20 protein-coding genes are annotated in these 26,840 nt (G+C 56.7%); 9 read left to right on the plus strand and 11 right to left on the minus strand.

Features of this window, described 5'->3' with window-relative positions; genetic code table 11:
* Positions 1-3 precede the first annotated feature (3 nt).
* Positions 4-762, plus strand: a complete 759-nt coding sequence (locus Q354_RS0105180) for a spermidine synthase (protein WP_051559914.1) — start codon at positions 4-6, stop codon at positions 760-762.
* Positions 763-869: 107 nt separating this feature from the next.
* The gene (gene luxS, locus Q354_RS0105185) at positions 870-1,382 is read left to right on the plus strand and encodes an S-ribosylhomocysteine lyase (RefSeq protein WP_027856679.1); all 513 of its coding nucleotides are present in this window, start codon (positions 870-872) and stop codon (positions 1,380-1,382) included.
* Positions 1,383-1,755: 373 nt separating this feature from the next.
* Here the strand turns inward: luxS and Q354_RS27210 are convergent, their stop codons facing one another.
* Positions 1,756-3,933 carry a putative bifunctional diguanylate cyclase/phosphodiesterase gene (locus Q354_RS27210; RefSeq protein ID WP_051559915.1) on the minus strand — a complete coding sequence of 726 codons (2,178 nt, stop codon included), beginning with the start codon at positions 3,931-3,933 and terminating at the stop codon, positions 1,756-1,758.
* Between the two features lie 189 nt (positions 3,934-4,122).
* The gene (locus tag Q354_RS0105195; RefSeq protein WP_027856680.1) at positions 4,123-4,860 is read right to left on the minus strand and encodes a glutathione peroxidase; all 738 of its coding nucleotides are present in this window, start codon (positions 4,858-4,860) and stop codon (positions 4,123-4,125) included.
* Positions 4,861-5,049: 189 nt separating this feature from the next.
* Between Q354_RS0105195 and Q354_RS0105200 the strand changes: the two genes are divergently transcribed.
* From Q354_RS0105200 to Q354_RS27215, 6 genes are all read left to right on the plus strand, one after another.
* Positions 5,050-6,180 carry a hypothetical protein gene (locus Q354_RS0105200; RefSeq protein ID WP_027856681.1) on the plus strand — a complete coding sequence of 377 codons (1,131 nt, stop codon included), beginning with the start codon at positions 5,050-5,052 and terminating at the stop codon, positions 6,178-6,180.
* Positions 6,181-6,419: 239 nt separating this feature from the next.
* Positions 6,420-6,899, plus strand: coding sequence for a hypothetical protein (locus Q354_RS0105205; protein WP_027856682.1), 480 nt, complete (start codon positions 6,420-6,422; stop codon positions 6,897-6,899).
* A 544-nt stretch (positions 6,900-7,443) separates the two neighbouring features.
* Positions 7,444-7,770, plus strand: a complete 327-nt coding sequence (locus tag Q354_RS0105215; protein WP_156948217.1) for a helix-turn-helix domain-containing protein — start codon at positions 7,444-7,446, stop codon at positions 7,768-7,770.
* 187 nt (positions 7,771-7,957) lie between these two features.
* Positions 7,958-8,704, plus strand: coding sequence for a PilZ domain-containing protein (locus Q354_RS0105220; RefSeq protein WP_027856685.1), 747 nt, complete (start codon positions 7,958-7,960; stop codon positions 8,702-8,704).
* Positions 8,705-8,791: 87 nt separating this feature from the next.
* The gene (locus Q354_RS24695) at positions 8,792-9,367 is read left to right on the plus strand and encodes a sugar transferase (protein ID WP_051559916.1); all 576 of its coding nucleotides are present in this window, start codon (positions 8,792-8,794) and stop codon (positions 9,365-9,367) included.
* A 313-nt stretch (positions 9,368-9,680) separates the two neighbouring features.
* Positions 9,681-11,195: a diguanylate cyclase gene (locus tag Q354_RS27215; RefSeq protein WP_027856686.1), complete on the plus strand. Its 1,515-nt coding sequence runs from the start codon at positions 9,681-9,683 to the stop codon at positions 11,193-11,195.
* 67 nt (positions 11,196-11,262) lie between these two features.
* On the opposite strand, the gene pta is transcribed toward Q354_RS27215, so the two are convergent.
* From pta to Q354_RS0105250, 4 genes are all read right to left on the minus strand, one after another.
* On the minus strand, positions 11,263-13,383 hold the full coding sequence (pta, locus tag Q354_RS0105235) for a phosphate acetyltransferase (RefSeq protein ID WP_211252224.1): 2,121 nt from the start codon (positions 13,381-13,383) through the stop codon (positions 11,263-11,265).
* A 79-nt stretch (positions 13,384-13,462) separates the two neighbouring features.
* Positions 13,463-14,653 carry an acetate/propionate family kinase gene (locus tag Q354_RS0105240; protein WP_027856688.1) on the minus strand — a complete coding sequence of 397 codons (1,191 nt, stop codon included), beginning with the start codon at positions 14,651-14,653 and terminating at the stop codon, positions 13,463-13,465.
* A 401-nt stretch (positions 14,654-15,054) separates the two neighbouring features.
* Positions 15,055-16,104 carry a M14 family metallopeptidase gene (locus Q354_RS0105245; RefSeq protein ID WP_036228627.1) on the minus strand — a complete coding sequence of 350 codons (1,050 nt, stop codon included), beginning with the start codon at positions 16,102-16,104 and terminating at the stop codon, positions 15,055-15,057.
* The gene (locus Q354_RS0105250) at positions 16,101-17,579 is read right to left on the minus strand and encodes a glutamate--cysteine ligase family protein (protein WP_027856690.1); all 1,479 of its coding nucleotides are present in this window, start codon (positions 17,577-17,579) and stop codon (positions 16,101-16,103) included. Before Q354_RS0105250 ends, Q354_RS0105245 begins: the two co-directional genes overlap by 4 nt.
* Positions 17,580-17,885: 306 nt before the next feature.
* On the opposite strand from Q354_RS0105250, the gene Q354_RS0105255 reads away from it, so the two are divergent.
* Complete coding sequence (locus tag Q354_RS0105255; protein WP_211252215.1) at positions 17,886-19,349, plus strand: diguanylate cyclase; 1,464 nt, start codon at positions 17,886-17,888, stop codon at positions 19,347-19,349.
* A gap of 79 nt (positions 19,350-19,428) precedes the next feature.
* On the opposite strand, the gene Q354_RS0105260 is transcribed toward Q354_RS0105255, so the two are convergent.
* The 5 genes from Q354_RS0105260 to fadB all read right to left on the minus strand — a co-directional run bounded on the left by Q354_RS0105260 (position 19,429) and on the right by fadB (position 26,795).
* Complete coding sequence (locus Q354_RS0105260; RefSeq protein WP_027856692.1) at positions 19,429-20,082, minus strand: hypothetical protein; 654 nt, start codon at positions 20,080-20,082, stop codon at positions 19,429-19,431.
* Positions 20,083-20,368: 286 nt separating this feature from the next.
* Positions 20,369-22,618 carry an EAL domain-containing protein gene (locus Q354_RS27220; RefSeq protein WP_156948221.1) on the minus strand — a complete coding sequence of 750 codons (2,250 nt, stop codon included), beginning with the start codon at positions 22,616-22,618 and terminating at the stop codon, positions 20,369-20,371.
* 226 nt (positions 22,619-22,844) lie between these two features.
* On the minus strand, positions 22,845-23,333 hold the full coding sequence (locus Q354_RS24710; RefSeq protein WP_051559918.1) for a Crp/Fnr family transcriptional regulator: 489 nt from the start codon (positions 23,331-23,333) through the stop codon (positions 22,845-22,847).
* A 124-nt stretch (positions 23,334-23,457) separates the two neighbouring features.
* Positions 23,458-24,636, minus strand: a complete 1,179-nt coding sequence (gene fadA, locus Q354_RS0105280) for an acetyl-CoA C-acyltransferase FadA (protein WP_027856693.1) — start codon at positions 24,634-24,636, stop codon at positions 23,458-23,460.
* Entirely contained in the window at positions 24,633-26,795 is a 2,163-nt protein-coding gene (gene fadB / locus Q354_RS0105285) for a fatty acid oxidation complex subunit alpha FadB (RefSeq protein ID WP_027856694.1), read from the minus strand. The genes fadA and fadB overlap by 4 nt, the downstream gene beginning before the upstream one ends.
* Positions 26,796-26,840: the final 45 nt, after the last annotated feature.

The following is a 26,840-nucleotide window of genomic DNA, read 5'->3' on the forward strand; positions in this document are numbered from 1 at the left end:
CTGATGAACCTGCCCGGCTGTGAAATCCACCGTTGTTATGATTCCTGGGGTCCGATCCATGTCTGCGAGAACGGCAACCTGCGCTACCTGACCTTCGGCGATGGCGGCGATCAGAGCTGTATTGATCGTGCTAATCCGGCCCGGCCGGTATTTGAGTACACCCAGGCGATGCTGCTGGCGCTGCTGTTTAATCCACAGCCTGAACGCCTGACCCTGCTCGGACTCGGAGCCGGCGCCCTGACCAACAGCCTGCTGCATCTGCTGCCCCAGGCGAGCATGACCGTAGTCGAGCTGCGCGAGGCCGTAGCCGAGGTCGCACGACGCTGGTTCTGGCTGCCAGACAGTGACCGGCTGGAACTGGAGATCTGTGATGCACGCGAATTCATGCGCTACGACCCGCCGCAGACCGATATGCTGTTTGCCGATATCTATCTGGATCACGGTATGGATGACGGCATGCTGAAAGAGAAGATGCTGGCCGCCTGTTACGACTGCCTGAGCGATGACGGCATTCTGGTGCTTAACCTGTGGGATCAGGGCAAAGGCCAGCATCCGCGGGCACGGGAGAAACTCTCTCACTATTTTGGGGATGCCAGCCTGTTCTGTCCGGTCGGCGGCGGCAACCTGATCGCCTTTGCTTTTAAGGGCGGTATGCCGGCCATCAATGCCCGCCGGATGCAGCAGCAATCACGTAAACTGGCCAGGCAGCTGGACACCTCGTTCTCTGCATTGCTTGAGCAACTGGAAAACCCTCCATGTTGAGGGATATAGTTGACGTCGGCCATGGCTATGCTTTATTCCTGAATAGCAGGATAATAGCCTGACAAAGGCGGGAAACCGCATCGTATAACCCGAAGAAAGACAAGACTATGCCTCTACTAGACAGCTTTACAGTTGACCACACCCGTATGGAAGCACCGGCAGTTCGTGTTGCCAAAACCATGACCACCCCGGGTGGCGATACCATCACTGTATTCGACCTGCGCTTCTGCCGTCCAAACGAGGAGATCCTGTCCGAAAAAGGTATCCATACGCTGGAGCACCTGTTTGCCGGATTTATGCGCGATCACCTCAACGGCAACGGCGTTGAGATTATCGATATCTCGCCAATGGGCTGCCGTACCGGCTTCTACATGAGCCTGATCGGCACCCCTGATTCAGAGAAAGTCGCTCAAGCCTGGCTGGCAGCGATGGAAGATGTACTGGGCGTCCAGGAGCAGAGCGAAATCCCTGAACTGAACGAATACCAGTGCGGTACCTACCAGATGCACTCGTTGCAGGAAGCGCAGGATATCGCAGAGAACATCAAATCCCGCGGCGTCGGCGTCAACAGCAATGACGAACTGAAGCTGGATCCGAAGTTCCTGGAAGAGCATTCCTGAGCACTTTTCAGCCTGGCTGCGGCCGGTGAATAAAAAACGGAGCTACGGCTCCGTTTTTTATTTCTGGCGATTTAGAGGGCAAAAATAGTTACTCACAGAATCTGTGGATAAACTTTGGGGAAATCTTGGGGTAACTGCATTCGCCTCTGCTACAGGCCCCGCCATATAAGGCCTTCAGAAAGCTGGTCTTTTTTTAACCAGCGCCTGATTCGTCAATTTTTTTATACACTGTCAAGTCTTGACGGCTTCTTTTCGCTACTTTTTTCACAGCTTCAAGATCCACAAATACTGTGGATAAGTTGTTGGATAAGTTCAGGAAAAGAGTCTCTGCACCAGCTATAGTGGCCTTTGTTACAAAACGGTCAGGAAACAGTCACAGGCTGGTCACCAGCTTCCACTCCTGACAGAAGCGGATAAACTCGTCCCGGGGAACCGGCCGGGTCAGGAAGAAGCCCTGAATATAGTCACAGCCTAATTCCTTCAGCAGATTAATCTGATCCAGAGACTCGACCCCTTCCGCCACCACCCGGATGCCCAGTGTTTTACCCATACGGATAATTACATCCACCAGGGTACGGTCCTGCTCGTCGGTCAGCAGATCCATAATAAAGCTGCGATCGATCTTGAGGATCTCAACCGGATAGCTGCGCAAATAGTTCAGCGCCGAATAACCGGTACCAAAGTCATCAATGGCAAATTGCACACCGGCCTTACGCAGATTCTGGATGGCGGCCAGCTGCTTGGCATTCTGCTCCATCAACAGCGACTCGGTGATCTCAAAGATAATATCTTCGGCCTTAACCAAACGCTGCGCCATGATCTGCAGCCAGCGCTGATCCACATCCAGGGCACTGAACTCCTTCACCGAACGGTTGACCGCTACTTTCAGCTTCAGCCCGGCATTGCTGAAGTGCTGCATATCAATACAGACCTGCTCCAGCACGAAGTTGCCCAGTGCCCGGATCGCACCGGTCTGCTCGGCGACCGGAATAAATTCCACCGGAGATATCTGGCCCCGCTCCGGGTGGTTCCAGCGCACCAGCGCTTCGCACTTATTGATCTCACTGCCTTTCAGTTCCAGAACCGGCTGGTAATACACCTCAAACTGACCATCATCGATACCGCGCACAATCTCGTTATGCATCTGGACATGACGTTCCACCTCCAGCCGCATATTCCGATTGAAGAAAAACACCCGGTTACGCCCGGCACTCTTGGCGGCGTACATTGCATGGTCGGCGTTCTGCAGCAGCTGACTGGCGCTGTCGCCATCGGTCGGGAAGATCGCTATACCAATACTGGATGAGATCGACAGCATACGGCCATCGATCGAGAACACGTCGTTAAAACGTTCCAGTAGTTTCTCCGCCAGCATCTCCACCTGGGTAGCGCTGTCTACCTGTTTCACCAGCATCACAAACTCATCCCCGGCCAGGCGCGCCACCAGATCATTGCGCCTCAGGGTATCCGTCATACGATGGGAAAACAGCTGCAGCAGGCGGTCGCCGACATCATGGCCATAAGTGTCGTTAACCTGCTTAAACATATCCAGGTCGGCAAACATCAGGGCAAAACGCTGACCGTCACGGCGGGCATCCGCGATGTGATTTTCCAGCTGTCGGGTAAAGTAATGGCGGTTCATCAGGCCGGTCAGGCCATCGTAGTTGGCGCGATGGATGGCCGTTTCAGTGGCCAGGGTCTTGGCTCGGTAAGTATGTGCCATAAAATAGGCGGCAATGGCATTGATCGCGGCAAACAGCGCCCCCAGAATCCACATCTGCAATGCGCGCTCCCGGGAGACCTGCCAGCCCTCCGGCGGATAGTAGCCCAGTACCCAGTTGCCGTGCGGCAGGTTGACATCAACCACGATGGAACCGTCACGAAAGGTCTGTTCAGAGCCGAAGAACACCTCACCTTTAGCACCGCTGGCATTACGGCCGCGAATCGCCAGTGCGCCGTCCCAATCCACGCCGAGGATTCCAGCCTGGTCCAGCAGCTCATCGTAGTCGATGACCGCCGCGACGATTCCCCAGAAGCGATCATTTTCGAGAGACTGGTACACCGGCAGCCGGGCGATAAGGCCCTGCCCTCCCTGCACCAGGTTAAGCGGCCCGGCCACCATCACCTGACGCTGGTTAACAGCGCGCTGAATAGTGCCAATCTGATCCGGCAGGGTGCGCAGGTCCACCCCCAGGATCTTTTCATTACCCTGGCGTGGATATACATCGCTGACCACAAGGTCCGGTGCCAGGGCGATATGGCGCAGCTGCAGGTCATTGCCCAGCAGTTCCGCCGCAATGGCCGGAAAGCGCCGGGCGACCAGGTCCGGATCGACGGCGATCTGGGCTTTCAGGCCGCGCAGAACACTCAGATTCGCCCCCATCAAGCCTTCCAGATCAGCCTTTACGGAGCTCAGGCGCATGAAAGCCGCGTACTTCTGTTCAGCTTCAAGACGGCGCTCTTCATTCAGCACCATCATAAAGATCAGTCCCATCAGAATCGTGAAGACGATACATGCTATGACAGGAGGATATTTCACCATCTGTTTCATGACTGCCCGCTTAGAATAGCAATAAGCCTTTAGATTAAGCTTTCAGATTAGATCAGTCATACTATCAATGTCATCAGACTTTTGGCGATTTTCCCCCTTGCGGCAACGGATGGGGCCGCAGCTGAAATAGCGGGACAATAAAAAAGGGGCGCGATGCCCCTTCAGCTAAACAATCAGCCTGCGCTCAGATCAGCGTGCTGCCAGCCATTTTTCCAGGTCGTCTGCACTGCCGACATGATCACCATCGATGAATACCTGCGGTGTGGTGCCCTGTCCCGAGATGGCCGCCAGCGAGCTGTAGCTGATACCATGGCTCCCCATCACAATCTCTTCATAACGGTAGCCGTTATCCTGCAGTGCCTGCTTGGCACGGGTGCAGTGCGGACAGCCCGGTTTAGTCAGCACTGTCACACGTACCGGCTGCTGGGCCTGCGGGTTAATGTACTCCAGCATAGTGTCGGCATCAGACACCTTGAACGGATCGCCTGGCTCTTCCGGCTCGACAAACATTTTTTCCACAATGCCGTCACGCACCAGCATCGAATAGCGCCAGCTGCGTTTGCCAAAGCCCAGTTCGGCTTTATCCACCAGCATGCCCATCCCTTCAGAAAACTCGCCGTTGCCGTCCGGCAGCATCATGATATTTTCTGCTTTCTGATCTTCAGCCCAGGCATTCATCACAAAGGTATCGTTGACCGAAAGACAGATGATGCTATCGATTCCGTTCTCTGCGAATACCGGTGCCAGCTCGTTGTAACGTGGCAAGTGGGTACTGGAGCAGGTAGGGGTAAACGCACCCGGCAACGCGAACAGGATGACATTCTTACCTCTAAACAGCTGGTCACTGCTGACATCGACCCAGTCATTACCCTGACGGGTGTGGAAAATAACCTCTGGTACCGGCTGTCCTTCTTTACTCTGTAACATCGTCTGCCTCCTTTGGCTCTCGTAAACTTGATGATGCAAGAATAGACGACCACCAATCATTTATAAAATTAAATAAGAGAATGATGTCGATTGGTAAATACTATTTAAGATCACTCTGTTCCCGCTTGCAGATAGCTCAATCTATACCAGACTTCACTATCGAATAAAGGACTAGCAGAGGAATGAAAGATGGCAGGAAGCACCCCTCGGATCGCATTTGCCCTTGGAGGCCTGGGCGGATTCAATGCACACGGCGTCGGGTTTCTGGATGCAAGCCTGAGTGAAAAGATAGCCCCCGACCTGATCAGCTGCACCTCAGGCCAGATCTACTGGGCCTGGCGTTACCTGCTGCAATTGAACAACGAACCCGACCCTGAAAGCGGTAAAAGCGTCAATATCGCCGCAGAGTTAACCGCAGAGATCGAAAAAACCAACCGCTTTCCCGCCCCTTTCCAGTGGCTCGATGGGCCTGTGATGGCGATGACCGGCGACCCCGGTATCTTTGCCCCGGCCGTAAATCAGTACTGGAGTAACCTGCTGAAGTTCCGCTTTCCGGAAGACCTCGAAAACTACTTCAGGAACCCCCGCGACGAAACCCTGCGACGCCTGATGCCAGCGCAGGTGTTTGTGCCCGAGCGCAGTCCCCACAGCCTGACCAACCTGGGTCTGAGACTGGCAAGAGAGCAAAAAACCGGGATTATCTTCAATGCGTTCGACGCCCGGGCCGGTGAAGAGATCCTGTTCGTTAACCAGCCGGCTCTGGATCAGCTGGAAGCCGCCCGTCCCGGCAAATACCGTAATGGCAGCCGGCACAATGACAGCCGGATCCGGCTGCTGGACGCCAACGATGAACAGGGATGCTTTGCAGCCGTGGAAGCCGCACTCTGGCTCTACCTCTATGGATTTGAGAATCCGGATGGCAGCGAAAGAACACTGGTCGACGGCGCCTACCACCGCCAGTTCATTATTCGCGAGCTGGCACCTCTGGCTGACCTGGTATTTTCCGTCAGGCCTCAGAGTACAGAGTGGCTGGCCGGCATGCCCCGCAATCAGCTGCAGGTTTCCAACTTCGTCACCCAGCTCTGGTTCAACTCTTCCTATTCAGGTGAAACCGCCCGAATCCACCTGATTAATGACCTGATCAACAGGGGCTACCTGCAGGCGGGAAAACCCTTCAGGCCCATAAGGCTGGAACCGGTTCAGTACGATACCCCTATCCATTACAGTGAGTACTTTGTCGAACGCGCCAGCGTTTATCAGGATGCCTACGATGCCACTGTGGAACGTATCCAACAACTGAAGCAACAGCATATCCTCTGAGCCAGGATTAAGAGGCTGGCGAACAGATCTGACAACCTGCCGGGGACACTTCAGATCGGTTCGCGGCAGCCTGAAAGTTTTGATCTGACCCGGCCTGCGGGTCGATCTTTCTCAAAATACCAACACCCGAGTCAATACTACATTTTTCCGGACTTGAAAAAGTCTCTCAGCATCTGTAAAAAGCCTCCCGAAAGCTCAATTTCTGCCCGCCCAGTCATATTTTTGTAAAGGAATACAACATGCTCAGCCTGAGAGTTATTGCCATGGTTTCGGCAACTGTTCTGATTTCCGCCTGCTCGAACACCAGCACCCGTTACAATACGACCGCTCAGGCACCGGCCCTGCAAGAACCGCTTGAAGCAGCCGGTCAGTGGCAACAACTGGCGAACGATGAGGCAAATAAGATCGGAACGGCCGGAGTTCTGGCCTATCCGGTGTATATCCAGCTGCCTGCCGAACCGAGCCCCTTTGAGCACAGCTACCGCGACCTGCTAACCAGCCAGCTGCTGCAACGCGGCGCTACCGTGGTCCTTAACCCGGATGCGGCCAAAGCCCAGATCTCTTACCGGGTTCAGCTGGCCGAGTTCCAGCAGGCCGAAGCGGCTAAAACCTATAACGCGGTGATTACCACTCAGGTACGGCGTCAGGCGCAGGTACTGCACTCCTCCTCCCATATCTACAATATCAGTGAGTCAGAAAGCGTTAACTTCCGCGAGTAGTCCTAGCCGTAACAGGGGCACTAACAGGTCGGGATATGGAAGAGGTATGCACTGGCTTTACCAAGCCCGACACTTTTCTCGAAACTGTCCTGGGTGTACGCAAGGTGCTGCAGGGCAGATCCCCGGCATTGATGCACCGTGATGCAGAACAGCGGCGCCCCTGGAGCAGCCGGACTGATCCAAACCGGCGCATAAGAAGTATTAAAACAAGACCGCCTGAGTTCTCGCCGCAGAAATAATTGCTAAGCGCAGAAAAAGTCGACTAAAGTGAAATCAGATATGAGATACCACTGGCGTCACAGGCGAGCGTCAGCGGTGATGGTGTGGCATATATCAGGGTGCAATCCCTTGCGTGTGCCTTCCCTGTGTACTCCTGCTGCGTCCCCTCCCCGCATCCTGCGGTTGTTGGGGGAAACGTAACTATACGGGCTGGCTTATCAGAGCTGAATAAAGGTCCATTCTGTAGGTTCCTGAATTCAGTCACAGGGAGGTTCTCCCTGTACCTTTACTGACATAGACAGTCTGCTTGTTAGAGAATCGCCTCGTGAATACTCGTGCACAACGATTGAAACAGGCAAGGATGCGGATGCGCCTCACTCAGGTAGAGGTAGCCCGGCGGCTTTCGAAAGCCGTGTCGACGATAAAGGGATGGGAAAGCTCCAACGGCACTGAACCTGCCACTCTGGACGACGTCCTTCGCGTATGCGAACTGTACCAGATATCCATAGACCACTATGTCCGTGGCGACGGCCCCCTCGACGGCTTGCTCGCAGGACAGAGTCGGCTTCTCAGGGCCTACGATGCACTGCCTCCGGCCACCCAGACCAGGATGATTCAGCTGATAGAGCAGATTAATCTTGATTTCAAATAGTCAGAATTCTGACGCTGTCCGGGAATCAGTATAAATTCCTGTTGTATTGCTGACTGTATCCCGGACAATACACACCGACTCACATGTATTACAGCGAAGATAAACGCAGTTCCGGATACGGCTGTTCAGACAATGCACTACCCGGTGCCGGTCTCAGCCAGTACATCAGCCAATGAGAAATCAGAAGATGGCAAAGGCCAATCGTAAAGTCGTGAAATATCTCAAGCAATTGTTTGCCTCTGTTGAACAGGCCACTCACGAAACTCCATGGATGCTTGACCGTCAGGACTTCTACGTGTTCCTGGAAAAGGAGCGTTACCGGGCAGATCGCCTCAACAGCCCTTTTTCACTGATTTTGCTGCCAGCGATTTCCGACAGCCAGGACCGGTCACGTTGTCTGCAACAACTTGATCAATCGATCAAGCCGCAGGTACGGCTGGTCGATGAAATGGGCTGGTTTAATGATAATCAGGTCGCCATTTACCTGTTCAATACCGGCAAGTCTGGCGCACACAGTTTTCTACAGCGCCTGCAGGCACTGAAAGACAGTCCTGCCAGCCTGAACAATGCTGAAATTCTGGTGTATCCGGATACCCTGAGCGACATCTCTGCGCCAGACCAGCGGGACCAGGATCGTCACGATCTGGAACTGTCTGCTAATCTTTTACTGCAACAGGGCCGCAGCGAGCAGGCGACGACGCGGGATATTTCAGCACGCGGCGTATTCCTGTTAACCAACTCACCACTGGCCGAGGAAAGCAAGGTCAGACTGGATATCACCCTGCCTATCGGAGATATCGATGGCCTGGCCGGCGAAAAGCTTGCACTGCATGCAACCGGTAAGGTGGTGCGCAGCGAAGCCAATGGTGTCGCCATAGAGTTTCAATCTGAGAATGAAGCCCTGGCTCAGAAAGAACTGGAAACCGAAACCTAAGTCATGTCGCTAAATCGCCCCTCAACAGCTCCCAGCAGTGATGCTCAGAAATTTTTCGCTCAGCCAATCCCACGCTGGAAGCGTGCCATGGATCTGCTGGTCGCGGGTACTATGCTGCTGTGCCTGGGGCCTTTACTGCTGACGGTTTACCTGATTATCAAGATTACCGACCCGGGCCCCGCTTTCTTTGTCCAGCAACGCATGGGGCGTGGAGGCATTCCGTTTGGCATGTACAAGTTCCGCTCCATGGTAATGAATGCCGATGCCCTCAAGACCGAACTGCTGAGCCAGAATGAGCGTGTCGGGCCTGCCTTTAAGATGACCAACGACCCGCGTATCACCCCGATCGGTCGTTTCATCCGCAAGTGGAGCATTGACGAACTGCCGCAACTCTTCAATGTACTGCGCGGCGAAATGAGTCTGGTGGGACCGAGACCACTGCCTCTGGAAGAAGATCAACAGATGGCTCAGTGGCACAATATGCGTCGCCAGGCCAACCCCGGCCTGACCTGTTACTGGCAGATATCCGACCGGGACAGCCTCAGTTTTGATGAGTGGGTCAGGCTGGATATCAAGTACCTGCGTGAGCGATCTTTACTTACTGACCTGAAAATCCTGCTGATGACCGTGCCTGCAGTGTTAAGCCAGCGCGGCGCTAAGTAATTCTTCCGGCTTTTCGGGGAAAGCCGCTTTCCACAAGCCCCCTGAGTCACAAAAGCCGCGCGCCATCGGGCACCAGACCGACCAAACTCCCGGCAAAAAAAACAGCGCCCCCCTTTTCTCGCGTTTCCCGGCCGTGCAATATTAGAACGCTATAACGTGTGGATTGATCAGGAAAGCGGCCAACAGTCGCAGCTCGGCAGCGGCTTGCTGAGTACTTCAGGGGCAGGGCAGCGAATCCCCCGGCCCGCTGCATGTGTATTAGTATTGCAGCAGCAGTCAGGAGAATCGTCCGCACTATCGACGGAAAGGATCTATGGGAATTAATTTCAGTAACTTCTCACTGGCAACACGTGCCTGGTCCATCTTTGCTATCTGCCTTATCGGCATTATCGCCAATGCAGTGACGGAGGTGGCGGATATCCGCAAGCATATCCGTCAGGCGCATGCGAACGAGATAGAACATCTGGTCGAAGCCTCACTGGGTATTCTGCGCTATTACGAACGCCGCGCCTCCCGTGGCGAATTGCCCTTGAAAGAGGCCCAGCAGCAGGCGCTGGCAGTGCTCTCCTCCATGCGTTACCAGCAAAGTAACTATATCTTTGTGGCCAATGATGACGGTTACTCTATCAGCAATGGCAACGCACAGCTGATCGGCACCGACATCCGTAATATGCGCGATGCCAATGGCAAGCTGTTTGTACAGGAACTCTACACCGTCGCCAAAGCCGGCGGCGGCTTTGTGAATTACCTGTTTCCCAATCCGAAAGCCAACGGCGAACAGCAGCCCAAGACCAGCTACGCCCGTTACTTTCCCGCCTGGGGCTGGACGGTCGGAACCGGTATCAATATCCGCGAGATGGAATCCCAGATCTCTGCCGCGCAGCAGCGCGCGTTGTTAATCGCTGCGGTGATCATCCTGTTGGTTTCAATCCTGATCGCTATCTTTATCCGCGGCCTCACCCGCCCGATCGCCCGCACCATCGAGGCGATGCAGAACCTGACTCAGGGTGATATGGATCTGGAGCAGCGGCTGCCGGAAAAGGGCTGCCGCGAGCTGGCCGATCTGGCGCGGGAATTCAACCAGTTCGTCTTCTCTCTGCGCACCCTGGTGAATCAGGTCAACCTGGCAGGGCATCGCCTGAACAGCGCCCTGACCCAGTTGCATGAGATCGGCAAGGATATGGAACCCGATCGCAGCACCCCCGAAAAGCAGTTGCAGCTAAACCGGGGCATTGAGCATATGCTCTCCACTGTCAGCAAGATATCGGAACGCACCCGGCAGATGCAGTCCAGCCACGAGCTGATGCGGATGCTGGCTGAACAGGACCCACTCACCGGCCTGCTGAACCGGCGCGCCTTTCTGGAGAAAGTGGAAGCCCAGCTGGCCGGTCTGGATGAGGGCGAGCCCCACTGCCTGCTGCTGGCGGATGTCGACCACTTCAAGGCGATCAACGATACCTTCGGCCACGACACCGGCGACCAGGCGCTGCTGGAGCTGTCAGTGATCCTGCAGGAGCATTTCGGTCGCCATGCCCTGGTATCCCGTTATGGCGGTGAGGAATTTGTAATCTGGCTGCCCAGCATGTATGAAGCGCTTGCCAGCGATATCTGTGAGCAGTTGCTGGCGCGCCTGCGCCACTATGAGCTGCTGACGGATCGCGGCGCGGTCAGTTTCACCCTCAGTATCGGCCTGACCTGCACCCGTGGCTCGGTGACGCTGAAAAACCTGCTGCGTAAAGCCGATGAGGCGCTGTACCGCGCTAAATCCAATGGCCGCGACCAGTACCAGGTCTGGCATGACGCCGAGCTGCTGGAAGAGAACTTCTGAGTGCAGTCGCAAACCGGGATAAAAAAGGGGCCTCAAAAGACCCCTTCCGGTTGCAGCGATAAGCCGATCAGCTTTCTGCCTGAATCGCCGTCAGGGCGATGGTGAAGACGATATCGTCCACCAGTGCGCCCCGTGACAGGTCATTCACCGGCTTATTCATCCCCTGCAGCATCGGCCCGATACTGATGACATCGGCACTACGCTGTACCGCCTTGTAGGTGGTATTGCCGGTATTCAGGTCGGGGAAGACAAATACCGTCGCCTTACCGGCCACCGAGCTCTCCGGCGCCTTACTACGCGCGACATTTTCCATAATCGCCGCATCGTATTGCAGCGGGCCATCGATCAGCAGATCAGGACGCTTGTCACGGGCGATACGGGTCGCTTCACGGACTTTATCCACATCGGCCCCGCTGCCGGAACCGCCGGTACTGTAACTGATCATCGCCACCCGTGGCGGAATACCGAAGGCCTTAGCGGAGTCAGCGCTCTGAATCGCGATATCGGCCAGCTGTTCTGCATTCGGATCCGGGTTGATGGCACAGTCACCGTAGACCAGTACCTGGTCGGGCAGGCACATAAAGAACACCGACGACACCAGGTTGGTGCCCGGCGCGGTCTTGATCAGCTGCAGCGGTGGGCGGATGGTATTGGCAGTCGTGTGTACCGCACCACTGACCAGGCCATCCACATGATCCATCTCCAGCATCATGGTTCCCAGCACGACGTTATCGCGCAGCTGCTCATCGGCGATGATTTCCGTCAGCCCCTTGTGTTTACGCAGCTCGACCAGACGCGCTATATAGTGTTCACGAATCTGTTCCGGATCAAAGATCTCAATACCCGGCCCCAATTTTACGCCGTGGCCTTTGGCGATGCGGCGGATCTCCTCCTCATTGCCCAGCAAGGTACAGCGGGCAATCCCCCGTTCGGCACAGATCGCTGCCGCCTTGATGGTACGAGGCTCGTCCCCCTCCGGCAGCACGATGCGCTTATTGGCACGACGGGCGCGCTCAATCAGCTGATAGCGGAACGCCGGTGGCGACAGGCGTCGCTCTTTGTTGGGCGCGCTGAATCGCTGCAGCCACTCGCTGTCGATATGGGAGGCACTGGCATCTTTCAGCTTCTCAATCCGCTCCAGGTCATCCAGTGGAATATCCTGACTGAAACGCGGCAGGCTGAGCGCCGTCTGCCAGCTGTCACTGCTCACCGTCAGGATCGGCAGGCCGGAGGCGTGGGCATCGTTGCAGAGCTTCATAATATCGGCATTGGGCTGGTAACCACCGGTCAGCACCAGCGCCGCCAGATCCACCCCGTTCAGGGCCGCCAGGCAGGTTGCCAGGATCACATCATCGCGATCACCCGGGGTCAGTATCAGAGAGCCGGCCTTTAGCTGATGTACGATATTCGCGACGGTACGGGCGCAAAGGGTGATCCGGGAGACACGGCGGCTGCCCATCTCACCGGTATTGATCACCTTGGCATTGAGGTAATCGGCAATATCTTTCACCCGGGGCGAGTTCAGCGCACTGCTCCAGGGGATTCCACCCAGCAGGCGAAAATGGTCACCGAAGATGGTGCAGTGTTCCCGCACCACCTCTTCGGTCAGGCTCAGGGCCATCGGATTTTCCGACGCCGCTTCCCAGCAGGGGCGACCATCGCGGTCAACCGGCGCGCCCAGCTTGGTTAGCAGGCATCCCAGCACCTTGGAATTGCGGATACCGCCAAAAGCGCGGGCAGTAATATCGATATGGTCTTCCAGTGCTTCCGGCGTATCGTTGCCCGGTGCGGCCACCAGCACCACCTCCGCATCCAATGCCTTGGCGATCTCTTTATTGATACGGGTTGCATAGGGCTGGTTGTGGGTCGGCACCATCCCTTCGATAATCACCACATCGGCGTCACCCGGCAGCGACTGTTCGAACCGGGCCACCAGCTCCTCCAGCAGCTCATCACCGCGCCCTTCACTGACCAGGTGTTCGGCTTCGCGGATATCGATCGGATCAGCAATCGGTGCCTTACAGCTGCCCTGTAATATGGCTACAGTGCGATCCAGCCCCTTGTCGCCGGATGCGGGCTGGGCGATCGGCTTAAAGAAATGTACCTTGATGCCCTGGCGATCCATCGCATGAAACAGGCCCAGTACGGCGGTTGTCAGTCCTGCACCGAGACCGGTCGGCGCCACCATTAACGTATGAGACACGTGAATACCTTATGAGTGTCCGCTGCAGCGCCGGGATCATGCGGGCGCAGCAGCGGATAGGGAGTTAGGCGATAAAAGCAGCAGCATCCTGCGCGATCATCAGTTCCTCATTGGTCGGTATCACCAGCGCTGCCGTGCTGCCTGCACGGGAGATCAGACCGCTGTTGCCCCGGATACAGTGCTCATTGGCGGCGCTATCCAGCTCGATACCCAGGAAGCGCAGCTGCTGCAGTACCTCAGCCCGGATCAGGCTGGAGTTTTCACCGATGCCACCGGTAAACACCAACGCATCCAGCCGTCCCAGTGGCACCACCAGCGATGCGATCTCCTTCGCCAAACGGTAGCTATAGACCTCCAGCGCCAGCTGGCTGCGGCTGTGTTCTTTAGCCGCCGCTTCTTCAATGGTCCGGCAATCGTTGCTGATACCCGACAGTCCCAGCAGGCCGCTCTGTTTCCAGAGGATGTCATGCACCTCTTCGATGCCGATATCCAGGCGCTGACACAGGTATTCATGGATACTCGGGTCGATACTGCCGCAGCGGGTGCCATGCACCACCCCTTCATTCGGCGTCATTCCCATACTGGTATCCAGTCCCTTCCCCCCTTCGACAGCCGCGACACTGGCGCCGTTGCCCAGGTGGGCGATGACCAGCGCCGTATCGGCTTCCGGTTTCCCCAGCATCTGTGCTGCCTGAGTAGAGATATAACGGTAGCTGGTGCCATGGAAACCATAGCGACGCACGCCGTGATGGATATAGAGCTCATACGGCAGTGGATAGATATAGGCCTTAGCCGGCATCGACTGATGGAAAGCGGTGTCGAATACTGCGGTATGCGGCAGCGTCGGGAAAGCATCACGCGCTGCCAGGATACCCAGCAGGTTGGCCGGATTGTGCAGCGGCGCCAGGTGCTCCACCTGACGCAGGGTATCGATCACCTGGTCGGTGATCAGGGTCGAGGCACGGAAAAATTCGCCACCATGTACCACGCGATGGCCAACGGCGGAGATACGCGCACTCAGCCCCTCAATACCACGAATCACCGCCACCAGTTTGTTTATGGCAACGGCATGATCCGCCTGGTTAATTTTGTAGACTGTTTTTTCGCCGTCGATCTTCACAATCAGCTGGGCTTCGTTGCTGAACAGGCGCTCAGCCAGCCCCTGCAACACTTGGTCGCCGCTGCTGGAATCGATTATGGCAAATTTAAGGGATGAACTACCGCAGTTCAGGACGAGTACCAAAGACTCAGACATTAATCGCATAACCTTCAATCATTACAGTCCATCGCAGTTATCAGCCGTTTCCAGTGACTGTTTGGCAGGTGCCGGTTTACTCTTGGCGGGTAAGACGATCAGACAGGACAGACCTGGCGGTAGCCTGGCAGCGCCCCGGCGGGTGCGGGGGATTCCTTCACTGCAGCAACCGGGAGTCAGTCAACATCAGAGTTGTCTCACCGGGTTACCAGGGTTATGGCTATTTTTATTGGGCTGGCTATGGGGCAGAATTTTAAGGTTTCTATTGTTAAAATCCAGCGACATTACCAACTAAAGTCTAATAAACAGCAAAAAGATTGTCGCCTGTCAGACCAGTTGGCATTTAGCGTTTACAGAGACTGCCGCCGGCGGGCCGTCAGGGCACGGCCAGCACCCCAGGTTCAGGTATTGAGGCGGGTATGCTCCCGCTCCAGTGAGGCATAGAGCAGGCAGTCACTGGCGGCGATAGTCGGACTGGTGGTCACCATAAACAGTTTCAGCCGCTGTGCCGTCACCAGATGGTTACCGCAGCAACGGAAGTACTGCCCCATCAGGTCTTCACCGCTCTTATTGTGCAGCTTCAGTCGCTCCAGCGAGCGCTCGGATGCGACCCAGCCAATCGGCAGCCCCTGTTCCACTTCACCAAAATTATACCGGTCCAGATCCTTGGGAATGGTCAGATCGGCCCCCAGTACAGGCTGGTTAGCCACCGCCAGGACACAGCTCGGGGTCAGCTCCAGCCGTACCGGGTGATGATAGAGATCGATCTGCAACCCCTCCTGTGGCGTCAGTACATCCTCCTGCTGCAGATAGCGCTGCAGTCCTTTCCAGGCAATATCATCAGCCTTGGGATCAGTCAGGCCCCCGCATTCAATAGTCACAATCGGGCAGTGCCGGTCACTGTGCTCCATAATGGCTCCCAGCCTCAGATCGGTGACGACCAGATGCTGGGCAAACAGCGATAGCAGCGCTTCATGGGCCGGATCTTCATGGGTCGCCACACCGAAGGCCGGGCTGTGCCCGGAGGTATTGTGGATATCCAGCATCGATTCCGGACACTGACTGCGCAACAGCGCCAGTATCTGTTCTGCCAGCCGCCCCGGCCTGTCCTCAAAAGGCGGCAGAAAACAGCGGTTCATATCGCGCTCATCCGGCAACTGCCGTAACGTATAACGCGGTTCAGTCAGGCAGACTTTCACTCCGACCACCAGAAACAGGGTATCAAAGTGCGGCTTCATGGCGCTGCTAAGCCAGCGATGCACCGCTTTGACCCCCGACAGTTCATTGCCATGCAGCAGCGTACAGACCACCCTCGGTGGCCCGCTCTGCAACCCTTGCTGGCGGATCAGGGTTGCCCCCGGCAACTCTTCAAGCCAGGCGAGTGGATCGACGGGTAAGCTATCCGGCGCCGGACAATCCAGTTGGTGTAAGTGCGTTCCTGCTAGGCTCATCGCAACTCTCCCCAGTTCGCTACCGGCTGGTTTTCCGCCACATTGCGCATGTAATGATGCAACATGGTAGACAGCGCGCGGTGACGTTTCTGACGCTGGCTCAGACGCTTCACCTGTCGCATCTGCCAGCGTGCACCGGTGGCGCTGAGCTCCAGCCGTTTACTGATAATGTCGAGATAGAAACTGATCTCCTGCTGATCCACACCGATCTGCTGCAATCCCTGCGCGGCCCGGGGCAACAGGCCCTGTACGATCTCTTTTACCGGCCGCGGTGTCAGGCGTGGATGACCATCCGGATCGGGCCATAACAGCTGGGCTCCGATACCGCATTCTGCGGCGCGGTAGAAATTAAAATCCATAGTGGCGAAAGGCAGTCCCGGGATCAGCTGTTCGATATCGTCACTCAGCGCCTCGGCCAGGCCGATCGCCAGCGCTGCATTGGCTACCATATCGCAGGGGCTCGGGCCCGATGGCAGTGCCCGCATCTCAATCCGGATATGTCCGCCATCGGCGGGGTCATAGATCGCCCGGTTCCAGGGCCAGACCGTGCCCTGATGCAGCCGCAGTTCAAACAGCTCGGGGGCTTCGCCATTGTTTGACGGCACGTCCCTGCACAACGGAATCAGGGGCGGATGCAGATGTACCGTCTCGGCAAACAGTTCATAAGCGCCGCGCCGCACCCAGCCGGTGCCAAAGTCAACCCTGGAGGGCAACTGCTGGTCCCGGGCATTGCGCGGGCGTCCATCGATCGCCTGCTTAAACAGCGGCACCCGGGTCTCATGCCAGAGCCGGTGCCCCAGCAGAAAAGGAGAGTTACTGCCCACGGCCAGCAGCAGGGGCGTCACCAGCTGCATCGCATTAAACAGGTCGGCAAAGCGCTGCGGTGTCACCCGGTAGTGCAGCTGCAACGAGGTATTGGCGCCCTCCAGCGATACATCCTGGGCCCTGAGGGAGATCGGTTCGGGGCCATTGATGCGCACCGCGAACATCCGTCCGCGCAGGCGGCGCAGTTCACGGGTCAGCACATGGTAGCGGCTCTGGTTGGTCATCGCCTTGACGCCGAAATCACTGCGTTTCAGGGTAGGCAATATACCGATAGGCACCACCTTGCCGCCCTGCTCAGCGGCAGCATCATTGAGCATCCCCAGCACCGCGCAGATCTCCGTCTCCAGGGCTGAAAATGGCATGCCCGCAGCAGCCACCGGCGTCAGGTTGTACTCGAGATTGAAACGGTTAAGCTCCAGCGCCAGTAACGGATCATTCACCCGCGACTGGATATCCTGATTGATCGCCAGCGCCCGTCCCTGCTGATCGGTAATTGAGAGTTCCAGCTCTGCGCCGATTGATCCCGGCCCCTGGCCAAAGCTGTGACTGGCCAGCAATGCGCGCAGCTCTTCCAGCTGATCAAGCAGCCGGTCCTGAAAGCGCTGGTAATCCTGCTGGGTAAATTCCCGGGTATCTATCTCGTACCCCATACCTTATCGCCTGTAGTGCCGTAGGAGTCTGCCAATAAAGCGCTCTGCATCTCTGCGGTATCGCCTGCGCCCTGAGCATGCGTTTTCAGGCGGCCGGAATTGTCCATAGTCCCCGTATAAGGGTAGTCCGGGCCTCTGACTTCTGCGCTAAATTCATCCCGATTCAGATGCCAGATCGAAGCACTGCCCGGCTTTAGCCAATGGCCGCAACGTGACGCGGTGCAGCAAGGCGATGAATATTTGCTAGGCTATAGGCTGGGACTGCCGGCCAGCGCCCAGCAATTTCAGGAGATAGAGGAAGCCAAGGTGACCTGTCGTAAATTGATCCCGGCTCTGAGCGGCCCGCTACTGGCGCTGTTGTTTTTTATATCGACACTGTCGACCGCAGAACCGCTCAGTCAGGAAGAAGCTGCCCACCTGCAGCAAAAAGGTAAGGTCAATGTCTGTATCGATCCCAGCTGGATGCCATTTGAGGGGATCGATAAACGGGGGAACTACACCGGTATCTCTGCGGACTTTATGCAGGCCTTTTCAGACCAGCTGAAAATACCCTTCGAGCTGGTTTCGACCAAGACCTGGGCCGAATCGATGCAAAAGGCAAAGCAACGGGAATGCGATATCCTGGCCATGCTGCACTACAACGAGCAGCGGGCGAAATTCCTGAACTTTACGCCGCCCTACATTTCGGTACCGGTGGTGCTGATCGCGCGGGATGACGCGCCCTTTCTGGATGATTTCGGCGCGATCAAACAGCAGAGCCTGGGCATTGTCCGGGGCTATGCCACTGAACACTTTATCCGTCAGCGTTTCCCGAACGTAAACATCGTCTATACCAACTCCCTCACCGACAGCCTGCGCAAGGTCTCGCGCGGCCAGCTTTATGCCACGGCCACGACCCTGCCCACGGCTCTCTACCTGATCCAGAAACTGGGACTGGCCAACCTCAAGGTCGCTGGCCATACCAGCTTTCTCTATGAACTGAGCATCGGTGTACGCAAGGATGACCTTCTGCTGGCCTCGGCCCTGAGTAAGGCTGTACGCCAGTTCCCACAGGAGGAAGCGGACAAGATTATGCAGCGCTGGTACACGGTGAAGGTACAGCAACAGATTGACTACACCCTGTTACTGACTATCACTGCGGTGTTTGTTGTCATCATTATGTTGCTGATCTATCGCAACCGGACGGTGCATGCCTTTAACGCCAAGCTGGCGAAGATGAATGCGCGCCTGACGGACCGTAACCAACGCCTGGAGCAGATCAGCAAGCGCGACTACCTGACCGGCATCTATAACCGGGTGCGTATGGACGGCGATATCCAGCAGGAGATCAACCGTTTCCAGCAGGGAGGCGGTAAGTTTTCAGTGATTCTGTTCGACCTGGATAATTTTCAGCAGGTGAATCTGGAGCACGGGCACGGCGTCGGCGACCTGATCCTGATCGAGGTCTGCCGCATGGTCGAAGACGTGATCCATGACTGGGACTGTTTCGGCCGCTGGGGAGGGAACAGCTTCATTATCCTCTGCCCGGACACCTCACTGGAAAAGTCAGTGGTTTTGGCAGATAAGTTATTGCGGGTGATGCACCTGACCGAATACAGCGAGGGTGTGTCGATCAGAGCCAGCTTCTGCTGTGTCGAATTTTGTAACAGCGAGACGCAGGCCGAACTGACCCGACGTATGGAGAATGCCCTTAAGCAGGCGAAAAACGAAGGCGGGGACCGGGTGATTACGCTGCAGTCGCCGGTCACTGAAGATGAAGATCCCGAGTAACCCACGGCTGGCCGTCAGGACAGGAAGCCAAAGGGATGCGCGCCCGAGACGTCCAAATCAGACTCGCCCCGGCGGACTTTCAGTCCAGATAGCAGTGCAGAAAGGCCAGAACGGAGGCCCACTGGGCCGGATCGGCGGCATCAGCGTCTTCGTGAAACAGGTCCGGTATCACCGCCTGTAGCGGGCCTGACCAGCTGTGGTATTGCTGGGGTGAGCGGCGCCCACTGCGCAGCGGCAGGGATACTTCAAGTGTTGCGATGGCGGCCCGATTCAGCCCCTGTTTTGACCTGGTACGGGGAATAATCAGGGCAGCGGGTTCCAGTATCAGCGCCAGTTGATCGGTCAGGACAGAGGATTCGGATCCGGCGATCAGGGCCATGCGACCATTACAGTGGACACAACCGGCAATCTGCTTCAGCCAGTGCTGTAAAGATGTCAGGTCCTGACTGATATTTCGACTTAAGCGTTCGGGATTGTATTCCAGGTGCAGGGCGATAAATCCCAGGCTGGCAAGATCATTCAACAGTGCACACACTTCTGCATCGTCGCTCTCACCCTGATCGAGCAATACCACGACAGGCACGGCCCTGTTGCCTTCCGGGCGGATCCAGCGGGCACGAAGCGGTAGTTCCACATCATCACAGTTCAGGTTCTGCGGCATTTTGCCCTTAACGCCGGCCAGCTCCGCATCCGATTCGATCACCGTCAGCGGTAAGCTGATCATCCCACGCATAAACGCACGCCGTTGCCGACTCGTGAGTAAAGACCTTGTGATGCGCTCCCATGGATTACCCGGAGCACGAATATCCCCCATCAGCCACCTCCACTTAACCAATGCGCGTCCGGAGTTTTGCCGTATTCCATAGCAAAGACGCATACTTAATCAGTTAAGACTTGCAAGAAATCTATACAGAATAATTTCAGTGTAGACGGGCGAGTTATTTGTGCAATTAAAATCAGTAAGTTAACTGACAACCTGCCGCTATCGTCGCATGGAGGGAGAGCCCGTAAAGGCCTGCTTACACCACCTCTTCCTGCCGATGACCAGCACGCTGAGCCAGCGATTCCAGCAATTGCGGCGTAATATCACTGGCTGGCACCGGACGGCTGTAGTAATAGCCCTGCACCATATCGCAGTTCAGCTCACGCAGAGCCTGCTGCACCTCGGCCGTCTCTACCCCTTCGGCAATGACCCCCATACCCAGGCTATGCCCCAGATGGGTCGCGCCACGGACAATCTGATAGTTACTGGCGTCCGTCGCCATATCCAGCACAAACTCCTGAGCCAGCTTGATCGTTTCTACCGGTAACTGTCTCAGATACATCAGCGAGGAAAAACCGGTACCAAAGTCGTCGATCGAGAAACGGATTCCATGTCCTGAGAGTTTATCCAGCGTAACCCTGACGGTCTCCAGATCACCCATAAACAAGGTTTCGGTAATCTCCAGCTCCAAATTCCGGGGGGGCAGCCCGGTTTGCTCCAGTATCATCAGCACCCGATCTGCAAAGCCCGCCTCAACAAACTGGCGCACTGAAACATTTACCGCGACATAGTCAAACGGCAGTTTCTGCTTGCGCCACTCGGCAGCCTGGCGGCAGGCCGTCTGCAATACCCAGTCGCCCAGCGCCGAAATCAGGCCAAAGCGTTCGGCCCAGGGAATAAACTCGGCAGGCGATATCCGCCCCTGATCCGGATGCTGCCAACGCACCAGCGCCTCGAAGCCGATCACTTTCGAGCGGCGCAGGCAAAGCTGTGGCTGATACTCCAGAAACAACTGATGACGCCGTATCGCCAGCGTCAGCGCTTCTTTCCAGTGCTGGTCGCGGGATTCATTACCACTCATGCTGGCATCATAAAAGGCAGCCGAGCCACGCTGATGACGCTTGGCATACTTCAGTGCCAGCTCTGCCCGCTCCAGTGGCTGCTCAGGTCGGGCATCCAGATCGGCATGATCTTCTATCAGGCTGGCTCCGACGGTCGCCGTTACCAGCTGCACCGAGCCATCCCCCAGCAGCAGCGGACTGGCGATCTCCTTCAGCAACTGCTTGATCATAAGCTCCGGCAATGTATTCAGTTGTTTCAGCATCACACCGAACTCATCACCACCAATCCGTGCCACAACCCCCTGGGTTCCCAGGCTGGCCTGCAGGCGCTCGGCGACACGACGCAGAATCTCATTACCGATACGCTGGCCCCAGATCTCGTTCTTGGCGCGGAACTGATCCAGGCCAAGCACGAAAATCAGCTGCCAGCGGCCGCCCTCATTGGGGGCAGTCAGCTGATGCATAAAACCGCTGCGGTTCAGGACCCCGGTAATCTCATCATGGTAAGCCAGAAAGGCCAGGCGCCCTTCAGCATCCCGGCGCTGGGAGACTTCCCGGCGCATCGAGCGCACGGACCAGGTCAGCCAGACCAGGGCCAGCACGCCGATGACCACCCCGGCATAGGCCAGATATCGCAATACCATGGCCTTATCAACCTTGCCCGGATCACGCGGCATAAACCAGCGCTGGGCGATCAGATCCTTCTCCGCCTCAGGAATAGCAGTCAGCGCTTTCTGTAGAATACTGGTCAGGTGCGGAATCTCTTTGCGCACGCCAAAGGACATCTCATAGTTGAGCCCCACCGGCCCCTCCATCCGTATCCGGTGCAGGCCGTTGCGCTGTGTATAGGCAAAAGCCGTCGACACGCTGGTCACCACGGCATCGACCTCACCGGCAGAGAGCTGCAGAAATGACTGAGATGAATCGGGATAGGACCGGATCAGTATGTCGGGGTGATTGTTGCGAATAAACTCATGCAGTGCCGTGCCCTGAACAACCCCGACCTGATGGCCGGCCAGGGTCTCCATCGAAGCCGATCCCTTATGATCCTCGCGGACAAATATATGGGTCTCAAGCCGGCCATAGGGGGTGGTGAACGTCAGAAACTGGCGCCGTTCCGGTGTACTGGTAGCCCCATACACCAGATCGGTCTCGCCCGCGCGAACCTGGCGGATCATCTCGCCATAGGAAGATGCCAGCACCGGATTAAAGCGGATACCAAGGCGCTGCTCTAACTCTTTAATATAATCCCAGGAAAGGCCGCGTAATTCACCAGCAGGGCCGTTTACCAGCATATAGGGCGGAACTATGGCGACACCCAGACGCAGCTCCTGGCCATGGTCGTGCAACCAGGCCCGCTCCTCTTCAGACAGTATCAGTTGCGCACAGAACCCTGCTGAGCTAACGCTCAGGATCATTAACAACCCGATCAGTCTGAAAATCACCGATATTCCCTGTTTCAACTGAATGCTCCGACAGCTGGCCAAATTCCATAAACACTGATGGTCTGCAGCGGCTGTCGACTGAATTGTCAGCAAACTCAATCAACTAAATGGAAAAGCATCTGAGAAAGCGTTTCATTCTACGCGCTTTAGGTTAGGGCGAACGGTCGGTTTAGTGACCTGGATCAACAGATCATCCAATTACCACCGGTAGCCGAGACCTCCCTGTCTAGCCAGGCAGCTGCCGGGCCTGGTGTACCAGCTGATCGATCTGGTTAATTCCGCGGCCCAGCCCGCGGGTGATATTCATCAGCAGAATCGTAAAATCCTGCGGATAGGCTTCATACAGACGGTGAAACAGGTCGCTGGGAATTTTCAGCAAAATACCGGGCTGCACCATGATGGCATTACCGACCCGGGGGTGTAACGCAAACATACCCACGAAGCCCACCTCTTCTCCGTGCTGATGTTCACGGGTAAAGGCAAGCTGGCCATCACTGAATTTCTCAAAATTCATCCGGCCAGAGAGAATAACGGCAAAGTAATCAGAGGGTTCGCCCAGCTCAAATAGCGTTTCACCGGCAAACAACTGCAGAATTTCGCCTTCTGTCAGCAGAAACCGGATCGCCTCATCCGAGAGGGCTCCCAGACATGAACAATCCCGAAGCTGCGTTATCGGCAACTCCGCAAACATCTGATCTGGATTCAGGAGGAGCATCGCACCATCTCCACAACAACTGCGATTATCTAAAGCATAGGAGATTTTCTGCAGCTACCCGGCAGAATTAACGATCGATCGATAAAAAATCATGACAACCCGCCTCAGCGCGGCACTCTTAACATCAGTTCAGACGTTCAAAGACCGTCGCCACCCCCTGTCCCATGCCAATACACATCGTCGCCAGTCCGAAGGTGCCATCCCGCTGTCGCAGTATGGTCAGCAAGCTGGCGCAGATTCGGGCGCCGGAACATCCCAGCGGATGCCCTAAGGCTATGGCGCCGCCGTGCAGGTTGACCTTCTCCTCCATCTTGTCGAGCAGCAGCAGGTTTTTCAGCACGGCCAGCGCCTGGGCCGCAAAGGCCTCATTCAGCTCAATATAATCAATATCATCCAGCGTCAGACCCGCGCGCTTCAGCGCCTTCTGACTGGCCGGTACCGGGCCATATCCCATCACGGCCGGGTCACAGCCGGCACTGGCCATGCTCAGTACCCGTGCCACTGGTTTCAGTCCCAGCAGCTCGGCCTTCGCTGCCGACATCAGCAATAACCCGGCGGCGCCGTCAGAGAAGGCGGAAGAGCTGCCAGCAGTGACCGTACCCACTTTCGGAATAAAAGCCGGTGGCAGTCCGGCCAGCGATTCAACGGTGGTTTCCGGCCGAATCACCTCGTCGTGGCTGAGCATACTTTTAAAGCCATCCGTATTGTGGCCTTCAATCGGAATCATCTCGTGCTGCCAACGCCCTTCCCGGGCAGCGCTAGCCGCCAGGCGGTGGGAGCGTGCAGCGAAGCTGTCCTGCATCTCACGACTGATACCGTTCATCCTGGCCAGCATCTCAGCCGTCAGGCCCATCATCATCGACGCTTTGGCAATCCGCTTAGATGCCGCCGGATTAATATCGAGACCATGCATAATCGGCAGGTGTCCCATATGCTCGACGCCTCCGGCGATACAGATATCCCCCTGCCCGCTCATAATGGTCATGGCGGCAGTGTGTAGCGCGGTCATTGAGGAGCCGCAGAGACGATTCACGGTCTGGGCCGGCACGGAGTGCGGAACCTCTGCCAATAGCGCGGCATTGCGGCCAATATTAAAGCCCTGTTCTTTGGTCTGGTTCACACAGCCCCAGACAATATCCTCAATCGCCGCGGCCTCCAGCGCAGGGGTGCGCCTCAGCAGCGCCCGGATCACTTCTGCCGACAGCTGCTCGGCCCGGACATTGCGGAACGCACCATGCTTCGACCGGGCCATGGGCGTGCGCAGGCAATCGACAATCACTGCATCTTTCGGATGTAATTTCATGACTTCTCTCCCTGAGCAAAATAGCGTTTTCCCGCTGCAGCCATAGCCTGCATTTTTGCCGTAGGCTGGTAGAGCGCTCCCAGAGCGGCGTGTGGCCCGGCCTGCTGGCAAAACTGATCCAACCCGAGATGATCAAGATAGTGCAGCGCCCCGCCCCTGAATGGCGGAAATCCGATGCCGTAGACCAGTGCCATATCCAGTTCAGCCGGGCTGGCAACAATGCCCTCTTCGAGACAGCGCACCGCCTCGATACAGAGCGGTATCATCATGCGCTGGATAATCTCTTCATCACTAAACGCGCGAGGCTGGCCGGTCACGTCATCCAGCATGCTATCGATCTCCGGATCGGCCTGCTTCAACGGCTTGCCTTTGTGATCGGTCTCATAACGATAGAAGCCCTGACCGCTCTTCTGGCCGAAACGTTTCAGGCTGTATAACCGCTCCAGTGCGCTTTCGCCCTGATGCCCCATACGATCGGGAAAGCCCTGTGCCATCACGCTTGCGCCATGACAGGCCGTATCAATACCCACCACATCCAGCAGATAGGCAGGCCCCATCGGCCAGCCAAACGCCTCCATAACCCGGTCAACCTGCCTGAAATCAGCGCCATCGTGAAGCAGCAGGCTAAAACCGGCAAAGTAGGGAAACAGTATGCGATTGACCAGAAATCCCGGACAGTCGTTCACCACCACGGCACTCTTACCCAGCGTCTGGGCGTAGGCCAACGTGCGCGCCACTGTCGCGTCGGAGGTTTTCTCACCCCGGATCACCTCCACCAGCGGCATGCGGTGGACAGGGTTGAAAAAGTGCATACCGCAAAAATTCTGGGGCCGCTTCAACCCGCGGGCCAGCTGGCTGATCGATATCGTCGAGGTATTGGAGGTGAGAATCGTATCCTCCGCTATAGCCTGTTCTGCTTCGATCAGTACCGCCTGCTTTACCTGCGGATTTTCCACTACTGCCTCGACCACCAGATCGACAGCGGCGAAGTCGCCGTAATTGAGAGTGGGCGTAATACGATTCAGTGTTGCTGCCATTTTCGCCGGGTCCGTGCGTCCCCGCTTCAGCTGGCCGCCAAGCAGTTTACTGGCTTCACTGAGCCCCAGCTGCAGTGCCTGCGGGGCAATATCCTTCATCAGGATCGGCACGCCTTTGCTGGCCGACTGGTAGGCGATACCACCGCCCATAATCCCCGCGCCCAGCACCGCCGCCTGCCTCACCGGCACACAGCCGGCTGCCTGTGTGCGCGCGACTTTTTTCAGGTACTGGTCCTTCAGGAAGACCCCCACCAGCGCATCGGTCACCTCACTGCGGGCGACCTTCAGGAAACCCGCCGTTTCTGCCGCCTGGGCCTGCTGCCGCTCCATTGCGGCATGCTGTTGCATCACCTTCAGCGCCGCCAGGGGGGCCGGATAGTGCGGCCCGGCCTTGGCTCCGATCACGCCTTTCGCCGACTCGAAGGCCATCAGCTTCTCTATCTCCGTCAGACCAACCGGGCGCTGTTTCTCGCTGCGACGGGCACGATAGTCGAAAGTGCCACAGGCACACTGCCCGAGCAGATCCAGCGCGGCGCTGTGCAGCAATTCCGCGGTGACCAGCGCATCGACAGCACCCTCGGCCAGCGCCTCAGCGGCGCGCTTTTCCACGCCACTGCAGATCCATTCATTGGCATTATCGATGCCGATCAGTCGTGGCAGCCTCACCGTACCGCCCCAGCCCGGATAGATCCCCAGCTTCACTTCCGGCAGCCCGACCTTCGCACCCTCGGCGATCACCCGGTAATCCGCAGCCAGGCACAACTCGAAGCCACCGCCCAGAGCCAGACCATTGATCGCGGCCACTGTGGGACAGGGCAGGTCCTCAATCCGGTTAAACAGCGCATTAACCTTGGTCAGCAGAGCGGCCAGTACCTCGTCGCTCTGACTGAAGGCCGCGCTGAACTCCGTAATATCGGCCCCGACAATAAAGCTTTGCTTAGCGCTGCTGATCATCACACCGCGAAGCTCTGCAACCTGCTCCAGTATCGAGACCGCCTGTTCCAGCTCCTGCAGCGTGTGCTGATCAAATTTATTCACACTGTCCTGCGCGCTGTCGAACAGCAGCTGGCAGACCCCTTCCCCGAGGTTTTCAACACGGATCGCTTTTCCTTCCATCAACATCTTCAGGCTCCTGCTGATATTGTCTGGCGATCGGTCCGTCCTATG

Source organism: Marinobacterium jannaschii DSM 6295, from assembly GCF_000620085.1.
GTDB classification, from domain to species: Bacteria; Pseudomonadota; Gammaproteobacteria; order Pseudomonadales; family Balneatricaceae; genus Pontibacterium; species Pontibacterium jannaschii.

Excerpts from the sequence above, each read along its gene's own strand:
- pta (WP_211252224.1), bottom strand. The coding sequence starts at position 13,383 with ATGGTGGCGCCGACCGGTCTCGGTGCAGGACTGACAACCGCCGTACTG.
- Q354_RS0105180 (WP_051559914.1), top strand. The coding sequence starts at position 4 with ATGAACCTGCCCGGCTGTGAAATCCACCGTTGTTATGATTCCTGGGGT.
- Q354_RS24710 (WP_051559918.1), bottom strand. The coding sequence starts at position 23,333 with ATGCTCCTCCTGAATCCAGATCAGATGTTTGCGGAGTTGCCGATAACG.
- luxS (WP_027856679.1), top strand. The coding sequence starts at position 870 with ATGCCTCTACTAGACAGCTTTACAGTTGACCACACCCGTATGGAAGCA.
- Q354_RS0105250 (WP_027856690.1), bottom strand. The coding sequence starts at position 17,579 with ATGGGGTACGAGATAGATACCCGGGAATTTACCCAGCAGGATTACCAG.
- Q354_RS0105205 (WP_027856682.1), top strand. The coding sequence starts at position 6,420 with ATGCTCAGCCTGAGAGTTATTGCCATGGTTTCGGCAACTGTTCTGATT.
- Q354_RS0105240 (WP_027856688.1), bottom strand. The coding sequence starts at position 14,653 with ATGTCTGAGTCTTTGGTACTCGTCCTGAACTGCGGTAGTTCATCCCTT.
- Q354_RS0105260 (WP_027856692.1), bottom strand. The coding sequence starts at position 20,082 with ATGCGTGGGATGATCAGCTTACCGCTGACGGTGATCGAATCGGATGCG.
- Q354_RS0105220 (WP_027856685.1), top strand. The coding sequence starts at position 7,958 with ATGGCAAAGGCCAATCGTAAAGTCGTGAAATATCTCAAGCAATTGTTT.
- Q354_RS0105245 (WP_036228627.1), bottom strand. The coding sequence starts at position 16,104 with ATGAGCCTAGCAGGAACGCACTTACACCAACTGGATTGTCCGGCGCCG.
- fadB (WP_027856694.1), bottom strand. The coding sequence starts at position 26,795 with ATGTTGATGGAAGGAAAAGCGATCCGTGTTGAAAACCTCGGGGAAGGG.
- Q354_RS27215 (WP_027856686.1), top strand. The coding sequence starts at position 9,681 with ATGGGAATTAATTTCAGTAACTTCTCACTGGCAACACGTGCCTGGTCC.
- Q354_RS24695 (WP_051559916.1), top strand. The coding sequence starts at position 8,792 with ATGGATCTGCTGGTCGCGGGTACTATGCTGCTGTGCCTGGGGCCTTTA.
- Q354_RS27210 (WP_051559915.1), bottom strand. The coding sequence starts at position 3,933 with ATGAAACAGATGGTGAAATATCCTCCTGTCATAGCATGTATCGTCTTC.
- Q354_RS0105195 (WP_027856680.1), bottom strand. The coding sequence starts at position 4,860 with ATGTTACAGAGTAAAGAAGGACAGCCGGTACCAGAGGTTATTTTCCAC.
- fadA (WP_027856693.1), bottom strand. The coding sequence starts at position 24,636 with ATGAAATTACATCCGAAAGATGCAGTGATTGTCGATTGCCTGCGCACG.
- Q354_RS0105200 (WP_027856681.1), top strand. The coding sequence starts at position 5,050 with ATGGCAGGAAGCACCCCTCGGATCGCATTTGCCCTTGGAGGCCTGGGC.